General features: G+C 33.1%; 11 protein-coding genes and 1 pseudogene. 6 read left to right on the top strand and 6 right to left on the bottom strand.

The window, feature by feature from the left end; all coding sequences use genetic code 11:
- Nucleotides 1–62 precede the first annotated feature (62 nt).
- From EL165_RS20150 to EL165_RS20140, 3 genes are all read left to right on the top strand, one after another.
- The gene (locus tag EL165_RS20150) at nucleotides 63–902 is read left to right on the top strand and encodes an RteC domain-containing protein (RefSeq protein WP_002984842.1); all 840 of its coding nucleotides are present in this window, start codon (nucleotides 63–65) and stop codon (nucleotides 900–902) included.
- A gap of 263 nt (nucleotides 903–1,165) precedes the next feature.
- The gene (locus EL165_RS20145) at nucleotides 1,166–2,716 is read left to right on the top strand and encodes a type I restriction-modification system subunit M (RefSeq protein ID WP_002984843.1); all 1,551 of its coding nucleotides are present in this window, start codon (nucleotides 1,166–1,168) and stop codon (nucleotides 2,714–2,716) included.
- A 47-nt stretch (nucleotides 2,717–2,763) separates the two neighbouring features.
- Nucleotides 2,764–3,963 (top strand): restriction endonuclease subunit S, encoded by a 1,200-nt coding sequence (locus EL165_RS20140; protein WP_126358681.1) that lies wholly within the window; start codon nucleotides 2,764–2,766, stop codon nucleotides 3,961–3,963.
- Between the two features lie 4 nt (nucleotides 3,964–3,967).
- Here the strand turns inward: EL165_RS20140 and EL165_RS20135 are convergent, their stop codons facing one another.
- Nucleotides 3,968–4,357, bottom strand: a complete 390-nt coding sequence (locus EL165_RS20135; protein WP_232529195.1) for a restriction endonuclease subunit S — start codon at nucleotides 4,355–4,357, stop codon at nucleotides 3,968–3,970.
- A gap of 166 nt (nucleotides 4,358–4,523) precedes the next feature.
- Here EL165_RS20135 and EL165_RS25930 point away from each other — a divergent pair, with 166 nt between their 5' ends.
- Entirely contained in the window at nucleotides 4,524–5,078 is a 555-nt protein-coding gene (locus EL165_RS25930; protein ID WP_158637601.1) for a restriction endonuclease subunit S, read from the top strand.
- Here the strand turns inward: EL165_RS25930 and EL165_RS25925 are convergent.
- Nucleotides 5,071–6,261 (bottom strand): restriction endonuclease subunit S, encoded by a 1,191-nt coding sequence (locus EL165_RS25925; protein ID WP_164720344.1) that lies wholly within the window; start codon nucleotides 6,259–6,261, stop codon nucleotides 5,071–5,073. The genes EL165_RS25930 and EL165_RS25925 overlap by 8 nt on opposite strands.
- Before the next feature lie 91 nt (nucleotides 6,262–6,352).
- On the opposite strand from EL165_RS25925, the gene EL165_RS20125 reads away from it, so the two are divergent.
- Both EL165_RS20125 and EL165_RS20120 read left to right on the top strand, forming a co-directional pair.
- Nucleotides 6,353–7,279, top strand: coding sequence for a tyrosine-type recombinase/integrase (locus EL165_RS20125; protein WP_002983426.1), 927 nt, complete (start codon nucleotides 6,353–6,355; stop codon nucleotides 7,277–7,279).
- 90 nt (nucleotides 7,280–7,369) lie between these two features.
- Complete coding sequence (locus EL165_RS20120) at nucleotides 7,370–10,249, top strand: type I restriction endonuclease subunit R (protein WP_002983427.1); 2,880 nt, start codon at nucleotides 7,370–7,372, stop codon at nucleotides 10,247–10,249.
- Between the two features lie 1,096 nt (nucleotides 10,250–11,345).
- On the opposite strand, the gene EL165_RS20115 is transcribed toward EL165_RS20120, so the two are convergent.
- The 4 genes and pseudogenes from EL165_RS20115 to EL165_RS20100 form a co-directional block, all read right to left on the bottom strand.
- Nucleotides 11,346–11,567: a hypothetical protein gene (locus EL165_RS20115; protein WP_002983428.1), complete on the bottom strand. Its 222-nt coding sequence runs from the start codon at nucleotides 11,565–11,567 to the stop codon at nucleotides 11,346–11,348.
- Nucleotides 11,568–11,765: 198 nt separating this feature from the next.
- A pseudogene (locus EL165_RS26385) lies at nucleotides 11,766–11,855 on the bottom strand (type III pantothenate kinase); the annotation flags it as partial.
- A 350-nt stretch (nucleotides 11,856–12,205) separates the two neighbouring features.
- Entirely contained in the window at nucleotides 12,206–12,865 is a 660-nt protein-coding gene (locus tag EL165_RS20105) for a hypothetical protein (protein WP_002983430.1), read from the bottom strand.
- 148 nt (nucleotides 12,866–13,013) lie between these two features.
- The gene (locus EL165_RS20100; protein WP_002983433.1) at nucleotides 13,014–14,531 is read right to left on the bottom strand and encodes a TROVE domain-containing protein; all 1,518 of its coding nucleotides are present in this window, start codon (nucleotides 14,529–14,531) and stop codon (nucleotides 13,014–13,016) included.
- Nucleotides 14,532–14,689: the final 158 nt, after the last annotated feature.

Genomic DNA, 14,689 nt, shown 5'->3' with positions numbered 1-14,689 from the left:
GTGAAATAGATGGACATTATCTTTTGTTTTAGCGTTTGCAAGTTATCCATTATATAAACTGAATGATATCTTCATTAAATCATATTATCTCAAAGATACAGCGAAAAGAAAATGCTATTTCGCTGTCTGCACCTAATGCAATTGATGAAGCATATCAAATGACTATATACCTAAAAGAATACTTATGGTCTATACGAGAGGATGTTACAAAGCAAGGTTTTAAAAACCATTGGGAGGAGATCAATTTCTTTCGCAATATCAAGCCATATATTCTCTCCAAGCTCATTTATCACAATAAGATATTTCGCATACAGACAGCTTGCCCTGTTGATGGTGGGAAAATGTATGCGAGTTATTTTTTGGAACAGTTGAAGGAATTAAAACAGGAATACAGGGAGCATATCTACAATTCAGATTTTTACAGATATTACCGTTCAGGAAGAACCGATCGTGATGAAACTTACTTTAGGTTAGGCAACATCAATTTCCACGATGGTTTGAACAGTTTTGTCTTTGAAATTGACCCTCTGTTTTCAACTTATTATGATAACAAAGTGGCTCGGATAATAGCCAATGAACTACTCTATACCTACATTCTCCAAAAAATCAATGATGATGAAATGGCAGATTTTTCTGCGAGGGATATATCTGATAGCATCCTTTGGACGGATACCAAAAATGCCTTGATAGAACTGATTTATGCTCTTTACGCAAATAGCTCTCTTTCTAATGGTAAAATAGGTATACGCAAAATCAGTTTGGCTTTAGAAAGAATGTTTCAAATTTCTTTAGGAGATTTGCATCATTCTTTCCACCGAATGAAATATCGTGCTGGATCCCGAACAGCATTTTTAGACCAACTGAAATCTTCTTTGGAAGAATATATGGACAAAGATTTATAAAAAATACTTCTAAGATATCCTTGTCAAAAACAGATGAATAAAACGAAAGAGAAAAAAATGTTCTTTAAATTCTTATAGAAAGAAATAGCTGATTTCTTCTAGTATTACTTGTAACAAATGCATTTTCAAAATTTTCTAAACCAAATTTGTCTATTCAAACAACTACCTTTTTTACAGCCTAAATAATGTTTAGTAGCTAAAAGTTTACTATTTTAGTGGATTCTTAAGGATTAAAAATCCCTAATCAAATAACGCTTATTTCAATGTCAGAAGAACAGAAGAAAATATTAGAGCAACAGCTCTGGAATATAGCCAATACATTACGTGGAAAAATGAACGCCGATGAATTCCGAGATTATATTTTGGGATTTATTTTTTATAAATACTTGGCTGAAAAAATGGAAATCTATGCAAATTCCATTTTGGAAGAAGATCAAATTCAATTCAGAGATATCAAAGAAGATACGCCTAAAGGTTTAGAATATATTGAAGCCATTCGAGAAGAAGCTCTGGAAACATTAGGGTATTTTTTAAAACCTTCTGAGCTATTTAGCGAAATTACCAAAAGAGGTGATAACAATTTTATTCTTGAAGATTTACAAAAAATCCTGACCAATATCCAGCTCAGTACAATGGGTACACAAAGTGAAGAAGACTTTGAGGACTTGTTCTCTGATATGGATTTGAATAGTAATAATCTGGGTAGAACTGCTGATGCTAGAAATACACTTATTGTAAAAGTTCTAAAGCATCTCGATGAAATTGACTTCAAATTGAATGATACAGAATTGGATGTTTTAGGAGATGCTTATGAGTATTTGATCGGTCAGTTTGCCAGCGGTGCAGGAAAAAAAGCGGGAGAGTTTTATACGCCTCAAGAAGTATCCAAAATTCTTGCAAAAATTGTTACAACAGGTAAAAATCGTTTAAAATCGGTATATGACCCAACTTGTGGTTCAGGATCATTACTATTACGTGTTGCAAGAGAAGTAAAAGATGTCAATAATTTCTACGGACAAGAAATGAACCGTACAACGTACAATCTTGCTCGCATGAATATGATCTTGCATGGAGTGCATTATCGTCAGTTCGATATAAAACAAGAGGATACACTAGAACATCCACAGCATTTAAACGATATGCCATTTGAAGCAATTGTCGCAAATCCTCCTTTTTCAGCGAAATGGAGTGCCAATCCATTATTTTTAAACGATGACCGTTTTAGTCAATATGGAAAATTAGCACCATCAAGCAAGGCTGACTTTGCATTTGTGCAACACATGATTTATCATTTGGCAGAGAATGGAACAATGGCTATTGTTCTTCCTCATGGTGTGTTGTTCCGTGGAGCAGCAGAATTACACATCCGTAAATACCTGATTGAACAGAAAAATTATTTGGATGCAGTCATCGGCTTGCCTGCCAATATTTTCTACGGAACCAGTATTCCGACTTGTATTCTGGTGTTTAAAAAGTGTAAGGAAGATCCTGACCATATTTTATTTATCGATGCTAGTAAGGAATTTGAAAAGGTAAAGAACCAAAATATGTTGCGGGAAGAACATATTGATAAGATTGTTGAAACCTATCGTAACAGAACGACTATTGAAAAATACAGTCACTTAGCTACTTTGAAAGAAGTTGAAGAGAATGACTACAATCTTAATATTCCAAGATATGTGGACACTTTTGAAGCCGAAGAAGAAATCGATATCCAAGCCGTAATGCAGGAAATCAAATCTTTAGAAGCAAAACGAGCAGAACTGGACAAAGAAATCGACGTGTATTTCAAAGAATTGGGACTTGTTTTTTAATTTTTTACATCCTTAATGTTTTTACTAACGAAAATTGAATCATCGAGATGATAAATAAAAAATTAAAAGTAGGTAACGTTCCCAATTTGAGATTTCCTGAATTTATGGAGGAGTGGGAAACTAAGAAGTTGGGGGAGATTGCTACGTTTTCAAAGGGAAAGGGAATTTCTAAAAGTGATATAGAAGAAAATGGAATTATTGAATGTATAAGATATGGCGAACTCTATACGCATTATAGAGAGGTTATCAACGAGATAAAATCCAAGACTAATGTAAATCCATCGACTTTAGTCTTAAGTGAAAAGAATGACGTCATAATTCCTGCTTCTGGCGAAACAACAATCGATATTGCAACAGCTTCCTGTGTCTTGAAATCTGGCATTGCACTAGGGGGTGATTTGAATATTATTAAGACTAATATTAATGGAATCTTTTTGTCTTATTATCTAAACAGTAAAAAGAAAATGGAAATAGCTAATTTAGCACAAGGTATTTCCGTAGTACATCTATATTCAAGTCAACTAGCTTCTCTTTCTTTAAGTCTGCCAAAGCTCAATGAGCAAAATAGAATTTCTTCATTTTTGGCTTTAATTGACGAAAGAATTCAAACCCAAAACAAAATAATTGAACAATTAGAAACCTTAATTAAAGGGCTTTGTCAGAATTTAGCAAATAACAAACAATGGGAAAAACAATATTTACGAAATATACTTACTGAACGTAAAGAAACGAATAAAGACAATTTGCCAATTTTTTCTGTTTCGGTTAGTAAAGGTGTTATTAATCAAATAGAATATCTTGGGCGTTCTTTTGCGTCAAAAAATACAACTAATTACAATGTAGTACATTTTGGCGATGTTGTTTATACTAAAAGTCCAACGGGTGAATTTCCGTATGGAATAATAAAACAAAGTTTTATTAGTGAAAATGTTGCAGTTTCTCCACTATATGGAGTTTATGAACCCAAAAATGTATGTATTGGAAATATTCTCCACTATTATTTCAATAGTCCGATCAATGCTAATAACTACCTGCATAGTCTAGTGCAGAAAGGTGCAAAAAATACTATAAATATTACCAACCAAAGATTTTTAGATAATACGATTTTTTTACCAACCGATGAAAAGGAAGTAGAAAATATTGCATCATTGTTAAATAATATTGATCAAAAAATCCAAACCGAAGAAGCAATTTTAACACAGTTTGAAAATCAAAAAAAATACCTTCTGAATCAAATGTTTGTATAGATTTTTATACAAACATTTGTTGAAATAAAAACGTTTTCTGTTCCTTCAGCTCTTTTATATATTGAGTTTCGATATTAATTTTTGAATCGATTGAAGATAATAAACTTTCTATTTTATTTTGTTCTTCCAAAGGGGGGCAATAAATAAATGTTTCTCCATAATCTTTGAAATAGATATGTGGAATCCCAGAACCAACTTTGTATTTCTCAAAGTTGAAGTATTTTAAACAGAAAAAAATATATTTCAAATTAACATCTGGTTTTACAGTCAGATAGTTCAAAGTACCAATAACCGAAAACTTATCTGATGCGTATTGAACCTTTCCAACTCCAGATCCATCTTTGATTATTAAAATTGCATCTTCATTAATTTGAGGATTTTCCGTAAATGCAATAATACCTGTAGCTCCATAAACTGGGTAAATCCCATTTTTATCAATTACATCGGATTCTGTTAATGATGATGAATAGGAAGAAACACAATTATTTATTTTCTTATTTGGTACTTGATTTAGAATTAGCTTCTGACAAAGCCCTTTAATTAAGGATTTTATTTCCTATGTGATTACGCTTCGCTATCAACTATACGAACAAATTCTTAATCACGAAAATGAATATGTTCAAGTTAAGGATACTTTAAACTATGAACAGCCAACTAAATATTTGGTTACAAATACGGATTATTCATCTGATATTTCGCTAATTCCAGTTCTAACTGCAAATAAAGCTTTTGTATTAGGATATACCGATGAAGAATTTGGTATTTATGACAAAGGTCAATGTATCATTTTCGATGATTTTACAATGGATATAAAGTTTGTTAATTTTCCATTCAAAGTAAAATCTTCAGCAATTAAAATACTGACAGCGAAACCAAATGTGAACCTAAAATTTATATTTGAGTATTTGTCATTTTTAAATCTATCATCAAATGAACACAAACGGCATTATATCTCCGAAATTGAGACTATGGAAATGCAATTACCAAATTATATTCAACAAACATATGTTGCAGATTTTCTAGCAAGTATTGACGATAAAATAAAAACTGAATTTGAAATTCATACGCTATTACTTAAGCAGAAACAATACTTGTTAGCTAATTTATTTATATAAATAAATTAGCTAACAAGTATCTCTTTTGTTTTTCAAATTTATGCAATAGTTGGCTTTCAATATCAATCTTTGAATCTATAGATGAAAGGTAATCAGCAATCTTTTTTTGCTCTTCAATACAAGGTAAACCAAATTTAATTCTCGCAAAATTGTCGTAGAAAAGATAATCTCTTACTCCTCCTTCAACATTTCTTAAAACTTCTCTATTAAAAAAATCTGTCTTTAGATATTGATATAGAAAGTTGTCATTTACGGTGTTATCTGTTTTAAAACAAACATACAATGAACTGATAATAATATTCTCTAAGTTTTCACTATAGCCAATAGACCCCACATTAATTCTTGCTGGATTATAGGCAAAGGTGTTCGTGTCAATTATTTTGTATAGTTTAATATCGTAGCCTCTATCTTCGCTATCAACTCCCTCGAATTGCTCACTTTGCGGAACGAATCCTAATTTGTTATTTATAGAATAAACAGGAAGCTTTTCGTTATTTTTATTTCTCTTATTTACAAGAGTTGTAACCTCTCCCAACTTTTTAGTATTCCAATCTATATAGTTTTCATTGTTTCCATTTTTAAATCTCAATTGACGTGAGAATAATTTCTTACTAATCGTAATCTTTAATAATTTCAACTCCTCAATTATTTTGTTTTGGGTTTGGATTCGAGAGTCTATTAAGGATAGAAATGACGAAATCTTTTCTTGTTCTTGGATTGACGGAATGACTATTGGTAACAATTTATATTCTTCCGCATTAATTCCTGGTTGCCCTGAGCGCATTGACATTGTTAGTACCCATCTTTGATATTTTTCGGTCAGTGTTTGTGAAAAAATAAAATATGGGTCTTCGGCTCTCACATTAAGACGAATTAAAAAACCTGCAAAGTAAATCTTACCATCCTTATCATTATATAGATAAGACTTTCCGACACTCGCTCCTGTCCTTGCAAAAAGTATATCTCCCTTATGTAATAAGTATTTATTGTCTAACTCTCCATCTGGAGATGATAAAGGATTAGGACAAAATAATCTAGTTTGTTCGTCGATATCTGTGATTCGTATATACTGATTTTCGCCATCGTAATTAGTTGCAGCAGCATTCATACCGTACATAACATTTGTTGCTACTTCCCCCAACTTCTTAGTTTCCCACTCCTCCGTAAATTCAGGAAATCTCAAATTGGGAACCTTAGTTCCAAATCTATTCGAAAGATTAATAATCCTTAATCTTCAATTGCTTTCCTTTGAGATTTTAAAAAATTAAATTATAATGAATGAACAAAAACAACTCTCAGAAGTTATCGATCTATGGAAAATAGACAAAAAACAGTATGTAAAAAAATCAAGTTTCTCAGCTTATACGCTATTGATTGAAAATCATCTACTGCCTAATTTCGGGAACAAAATTGCGATTGAGGAAGCTGATGTTCAAAGCTTTGTTTTTCAAAAATTGGAAACGGGTTTAAGTCATAAAACAATTAAGGATATTTTAATTGTTCTGAAAATGATTTTGAAATTTGGAGCTAAAAACAAATGGTTACAGTATACCCCTTTTGATATTCAGTTTCCTACTGAACGAGAAAAGCATAATATTGAAGTGCTAACCAAGACTGATCAGAAAAAAATAATGAACTATATACAAGAACATTTTACATTTAGAAATTTAGGTGTATATATATGTTTAAGTGCAGGAATGCGTATTGGGGAAGTATGTGCCTTAACTTGGGAAGATATTGATACCGATAACGGAATTATCAGTATTAACAGAACTATCCAGCGTATTTATGTGATAGAGGATGGAACTCGTAGAACGGAATTGATTCTGGATACCCCGAAAACTAAAAATTCTATTCGTGAAATTCCGATAAGTAAGGATTTATTAAGAATATTGAAACCATTTAAAAAGATTGTAAATCAATCATTCTTTGTATTGACAAACGATGCTAAACCAACGGAGCCAAGAACCTACAGAAGCTATTACAAAAATTTAATGAAAGAATTAAAAATGCCTGAACTTAAATTTCACGGGTTAAGACATAGTTTCGCAACCCGATGTATTGAAAGTAATTGCGATTATAAAACGGTAAGTGTACTATTAGGGCATTCCAACATCAGCACCACGTTAAATCTTTATGTACATCCTAATATGGAACAAAAGAAGAAAGCTATTGAGCAGATGTTTAAGGCTCTTAGATAAGTTTTAGATTATGGATTAGGAGAACATTTTATTTTGTTAAATTTGTACATAGATGAAAAGAACAAGATAAACTCCTAATTCATAATTATTTTGAGCAAACAGTCCGAACAAATTTTAGAAGAGCAACTCGTTGCCCAATTACAAAAATTGGGATATAAATACGCTTTTATTGCTGATGAAAAAGCTTTACTGGCAAACCTGAAAACACAATTAGAAAAGCACAATCATATACAATTTAGCGATAGTGAATTTGAAAAAGTGTTGAACATACTCAACAAAGGTTCTGTATTTGAAAAAGCCAAGATATTGCGTGAAAAGAAACATCATATTATTCGGGATAATGGTGATAACCTCTATTTTGAATTTCTCAATGTAGAACATTGGTGTCAGAACGAATATCAGGTAACTAATCAAATCACGCAGGAGGGGAAATATGAAAACCGCTATGATGTTACCTTACTGGTGAATGGTTTGCCTTTGGTACAAATCGAGCTGAAACGAAGAGGTTTGGAAATGAAAGAAGCATTCAACCAAATCAACCGCTATCAAAAACATAGCTTTGGTGCAGGAAAGGGTTTGTTTCATTTTGTACAGTTATTCATTATTAGCAATGGTGTAAATACCAAATATTTCAGCAATTTTGGAACACATAAACAGGAATATCTTCAAACTTTTCATTGGACAGACGAACAAAATAATCCATTAAATAATATTTTAAACGGCTTTACCGATTCTTTTTTAGAACCTTGTCATATCAGTAAAATGATCTGTAAATATATCGTTCTGAATGAAACTGATAAACGTCTGATGGTACTTCGTCCATATCAGTATTATGCGGTAGAAAGTATTATCAAAAAGGTAAAAGAAAACGAAATTCTGAATGGCTATAACATCGAAAAAAATGGCTACATCTGGCATACAACTGGAAGTGGAAAAACTTTAACGAGCTTTAAAGCCAGTCAAATTCTATCTAAAATTCCAGCTATCAAAAAAGTGGTTTTTGTGGTAGATAGAAAAGATTTAGACTATCAAACCAATCAAGAGTATGATAAGTTCAGTAAAGGATCCGTAAGTTCTGCAACGAATACGGATGACCTTATTCGCAAATTAAACGACCCGAATGTTCGCATTATCGTTACGACCATTCAAAAGCTGAATAATGCGATTTCAGGAAGAAACTTATCAAAAATGAAATCCATTCAGAACGAAAGGATGGTTTTTATCTTTGACGAATGCCATCGTTCGCAATTTGGTGATACCCATAAAAATATCGTCAATTATTTTACCAATATTCAACTATTTGGCTTCACAGGTACACCTATCTTGGCAGAGAATGCAGATGGAGAAAAAACAACCGCAAGCTTGTTTGGGAAATGTCTACATAAATATGTAATTACAGATGCCATACGTGATGAGAATGTACTGAAGTTTTCTGTAGAATACATTCAGACTTTCAAACAGAAAGAACATATCATTGATTTAAAAGTAGAGGAAATCAATGAAACTGAAGTTTTTGAGGCTCCTGAACGAAAGGAAGCCATTGTCGATTACATCATTCAATACCACGATCAGAAAACGCAAAACAGGAAATTTTGTGCCATGATGTGTGTACAGGACATTGATTCGGTCATTCAATACTATGAAATCTTTAAACGTAAAAAACAAGAGGGACAACACGATTTAAAAATAGCGACTATTTTTAGCTTTGCTCAGAACGAAGAGGAGATGAAAGAGCAAGTATATGCCCCGCTAAATATGGTCGCAGAGCCGGAGGTGGAATACGAAAGTCGTTATGTACCCCATCGCAGGGAACTGTTGGAAACTTATGTAGCGGATTTTAACGAACTATTTGGTGAAAAGCACAGCATCAAAGACACGGAAGGATTTTACAACTATTACAATGCCGTAGCTAAAAAATCAAAACATCCTAAGCCAGAAACAGATATTCTGTTAGTCGCCAATATGTTTTTGACAGGATTCGATAGCAAGAACTTAAATACCTTATACGTTGATAAAAATCTGAAATATCATGGATTGATACAAGCTTTTAGCCGTACCAATCGTATCCTGGATAAGAATAAAACACAGGGAAATATTGTATGTTTCCGAAACCTTAAAGACGAGACAGACGAAGCGATCGCTTTATTCAGCAATAAAGAAGCAATTGACGAAATCATAGTTGAACCCTACGAAGTGTATGTAGAAAAGTTCAACGAAGCCACGCAGAAATTATTAGAAATTGTTCCAGAAATAGTGTCTGTTGATGGCTTATATTCGGAAGAAGATCAGCTACAATTTATTTTGGCTTTCCGCGCCATGATGCGTTTGCACAAGAAAATGAGTCATTATACAGAATTTACTTGGGATGATTTACAGATGGAAGAACAGCTTTTTGCAGATTATACCAGTAAATATTTGGATTTAAAGGAAAGACTTGATCCTACTGACCCGTCTAAAAAAGCGTCTATTCTTAATGATATAGATTTTGAATTGGAATTGATTAGGCGTGATACAATCAATGTAACTTACATACTCCAGTTATTGATTAAATTTAAGTCGAAACATAGTGCAAAAGACAAAGAAAGTATTGAAAAAGACATATTCAATTTACTGAACACCGAAGTATCATTAAGAAGCAAAAGGGAATTAATTGAAAAATTTATTCAGGAAAGTTTACCACATATTGAAGATACGGATACCATTCCTGAGGAGTTTGAAAAATTCTGGACTGTAGAGCAAGAAAAGGCACTTCAGGAATTAGTCAATACAGAAAATCTTTCCGAAGAAAAAACAGAAAGACTTATAGAGAATTATTTGTTTACAGAACGTGAACCTTTGCGAAAAGAAATTTTAGATTTACGGAAAGAAGGAAGACCAAGTGTATTAAAATCTAAGGAAATCGGAGATCGTATTCTAAATAAAATCATAGGTTTCGTAGATACTTTTGTTAATGGAATATCAGGAAATTAATGTTTTATTCTAGTAGCTATTAATAAGAATCAAAAATATTTAAGAGTGATAAATAAAGGATAGGTTTTAATTTTCCTATCCTTCTATTTTTGTATATTTGCCTTGAGCTAACGGAAGTACGTTGAAAAGCAAAGCAGTAAGCACCGTTACCAAATCGTTACCTGACTTTTTTGATAATCTTTATAAAAGCTTAGTATTCAACCTCTACAGCTTTTCCCTGAAAACTTTAAAATAAAAAAGAGGCTAGATTCGAAAAGACTTGTACAAGATCATTTTCATGACCTTCTGGAGTCGAACCAAATTAAACCGAAGTAGGCCTTTTCTACGGCACTCTTTATGCAAATCAAGGTAATATTTTTCAGAATCTTCCGTGCATTTGCTCTACCCGCTGAGCTACTCTCCTTTTCGAGGGAAAAGGCAGGATTCGAACCTGCGACCCAATGTTTACTCAATCTCGAAGTATGATTCTAAGACGACACTTGATTTTTATTTTTATTCATAGTTATTAGTTTTCTTTTTACGAAATTATATCGCTACTGCGCAATCTTTTTACGTAGATTATTTTTTTAAAATATTTGTTCGTTTTGCCTTGAAGCAAAAGAACCAAAAGTTCAAGACCTGGAAATTCCGGCTAAAAATAACCTACACTCTCTAAAAATTCTAAAACTTGCGCGAATGTTATATTAGTTCTTCGTTTCACTTTCTGTGTCGCGCTTCAAACAATAGAATTTTCTTAACGTTCGTATAACTTATTTTCTTAACGCCTCCATTTCCTATGTCATATTTTATAGTTCTCATTGATGGAAATTCTGACCTTTTATTATCTTTTCATTGATGTGAATTAAATAAAAGAGGCTAGATTCAAAAAGACTTTGACAAGAACACTTTCGTGATCTGTTATGGAGTCGAACCAATATTATACCGAAGTAAGCCTTTTCTACGGCACTCTTTTATAGTATCAGGGCAAAACGGCGGAATCTTTTCTTTTTCTCCTGCTCTATCTTTTGAGCTACATTCCGTTTACAACAGGAATGGCAGGAATTGAACCTACATCTGAAGACTTAACTCGAAGTATGACTCCAAAACGGCACCTGATTTAATTTTTCCATCGGTTTTTTCTATATTTCTTCCAGTTTCTCTGGAACTTTGTATACTTTGCATTCACTACTTCATAACCGTGTGGAAAACAGAATGAGCATCCCATTTCATTTCCATACATCAATCTTGAAATCTGTGTTCCGGAAATTTTCTTTGGAAAGTCAATGAGTCCATATTCATTGAATCCAAATTTTTGTCTTAATGGTTTATTTTTTTTCATAAGTATTGAGTATTAACCTCAATACAATGCTTCTTTTAAATTGGATTTATAATTTTTCATAGTTATTAGTTTTCTTTTTACAAAATTACACCTCTACTGCGCAATCTTTTTACGCAGTTGTTTTTTTTATTAAAAACCAAGTAAAAATGTATAAGAGTTTTTGATTCTAGTCAAATTAAAAGTTTGATGATGGAACTCTTATGAACGACCAAGGAAATAAAGTCCTTTCAGGGTGTGAAGCCTGTCCATCACATGAATTTTATCTGTCAAAGGTTTATAGATATGAGAATTGGTTTACTACCGGGTAATCTCTTGAAAGACTCTTTCAGTTTGGAATCAAAACAGGTCTTTCTAACGGCACCGATATTATTAACATTGCAAAATTATATGGTAAGTACGCAATCTTTTTACGTAGTTTGATTTTTTTAAATTTTGTTCGTTTTGCCTTGAAGCAAAAGAACCAAAAGTTCAAGACCTGGAAACTCCGGCTAAAAATAACCTACACGCTCTAAAAATTCTAAAACTTGCGCGAATTTGCTATTACTTCTTCGTTTCGCTTTCTGTGTCGCACTTCAAACAGTAGAATTTTCTTAACGTTTGTATAGCTTATTTTCTTAACGCCTCCATTTCCTATGTCATTATTTAATTCCAGCCAATTGTTTTGAAATTTTCTCGGGATATTTACAATTCATTGTTTTTAAACCAGATAATATTCTGCTTTTTAAATTGACTTGCTGTGTGATTACTTTTTCCAACTCAGTTTTAAGTTCGGATTCTTCTACTTCTGCAACAATTTTTATATTTTCAACATCCTCAACATTGGATTCTGTATATTCTGAGAAGAAGACTTTCCCATTTTCTCTTTTGTAAAACACCCACGGATGCCCTATCCATAGCATTCTCCATTCTGAAGTTGGTGTCTTAAAAATATTTTCCCAATCTTCAATATTACTTATATCACTACAACAGTTAGGTTGTATCAGTATTTTATCTTCTATTTTTAATACAATTCCGCCGTCAAAGGCCATGATACTAATATCTTCTTCAGATTCGTCTGATTCCATGTCTTCCATTTTGTTTTCTACAATCATCTTCAGATTTTCATCATCGATGGTTTCAATATCCACCAGGTAAGATCCTTTCTCAATGGTCTCAAAATTAAAATTCAGCTGAGAAACTGCTTCTTCCCATTTGGTAAACCATTCTTCGGGATCGGGATAATCTGAAATTTCCGGCAATTCGAATTCTTCCTTAGAATATCGTAACGGACTAATTTCAATGGTATTAATGAGTTTCATAGTATATTGTTTAATTCTAGCCCCGATTGCAACGACATCCTTTTTCTGAATGGCTTGAAAAAAGCTTTGGCGAAAAAGATAAAGTGGAAAGCGGGAGTAAGCTTCTGAATATATTAATAGTTTTTCTATATTTTAAAAGCAGTGCCTTTTACAGCACTACTTTATGAATCATTTCTACAGCTGACTTTTTATCTTCCAATGCGTTCAGCACATCGAAAATTTTATCTGACCAGCCTGCAATAAGATATACATCATTTTTTCTGATATCAATCGGCTGTCTGCCATAACCTGCCAGGTCAAAAATATACAGTTTTGCATGAGGAGTGATAGCCTTGTATTTGTTCCACAGATCTTCAAAAGAGTTTCTGCTTCCAGTACTATCCCACATTTGGGTATCGGTGAATAACATTACTTTGTTCACTTTTTCACCTCTTTTAATCAGATCCTCAATCACTTTGTAGCCATTGGTAGCATATCCTACTTCACCTTCACGTTTGTAGAAAGCGTCTACATTTCTTAAAATACCGTTTTTAGGCATTGGAACTCTCAGCCAGCGGTCACCGAAAATACCTGTCACCACATTTTTACACTGTGACTGAAGAATCATCGACATCAGCAAACCAATATCATACAGCAGTATTTTGCTTTTATGAGAAACCCGTTTCTGCATAGAGCCTGAGACATCTGCAGCAATTACCACTGAAGTATCAAAACCAAAACCTTTAATGTTTTTAGCACTCACCACAACAGCTTCTTCCAGTGCTTCCAATACGGATGACAGATAAGGAGAATCTATAGTTTTCAATTCTCTGTAAGCCGCCAGAAATCTGAATGGAAGCTGTTTTGAATTGGAGACGGCTCTTTCATCGGAAAGATATTTACAGACTTTATCCATTGCATCAGCAGACACTCCGGCATCCAGAATATTTCTCAGGTTTCGCATGGTTGCCATATAACCTAATTTATTGCTGAAAATCAGTTCTTCCCATTTGTTTTTGAAAGCAAGCTTTCTTTCTGCATCATCAGCAAATTTTGTCTGTCCCAGAACAGAAAGTTCCACTTCCCAGGTATAAGGAGTTTCTAATGTATTATTTGCAATTTTATTGAAGACCATTTGCTGGTTTTCGTCTTTTGCTTTCGGGTGAACCAGAAAAAGTGCGTCTTTCAGGGTTACCTCTGCTTTCCTGTTGTATTTTGCAAACTGGTATTCATCAAACTTGTTGAATGATTTCACCAGACCTTTCTGAATCTGCTTGGATAGTTTGTTCAGTTTTTTAGTTTCCGTCCTTTTATTGGCAAGTTGATAATAAGCCAGCAATTCTGTGATTTCATCAGCTCTCTGAATGACTTCATCTACTGTTTTGCTCACCAGATCTGTTCCGGAAGTCTGTTTTGCCAATTCGGTAGTTAGAACCAAAGGAATGGAACGCAGGTACATATCTTTCCTTGCGTACACCGCCAGTTTTGCCACAAATTCAGGATTATTTTTTTTGATCAGAGACCGGATTCTCTCCAATCTGTCATTTCCTTTTTCATAGTTGGCATCCGACAGTCCTGTTGTAACAACAGCACTATACAATTCTTCCGCAGGTGTCATTGCATATGCTTTTGCACCCTCGTAGTTCAGTACTACTTTATTTTCTTTTTTTAAAAAATTAAATTTCATGGTTACTGTTTTAATTTGTTAAACATGGAGAAGGATCGATAATTCCTCCCTGATTTCTGATGCAAAGTAAAAACAGTATTACGCAATCTTTTTGCGTAGCAAATTTTTCTTTGTTTTTTATTTTTTAGCTTAGGCAGTTCCAAATGAAACACAACTGC

The sequence above is a fragment of the Chryseobacterium gleum genome, from assembly GCF_900636535.1.
In the GTDB taxonomy this organism is placed as follows: Bacteria; Bacteroidota; Bacteroidia; order Flavobacteriales; family Weeksellaceae; genus Chryseobacterium; species Chryseobacterium gleum.
Note: the sequence above shows the minus strand (reverse complement) of the source record. Positions and strands in the feature narration are given on the sequence as shown.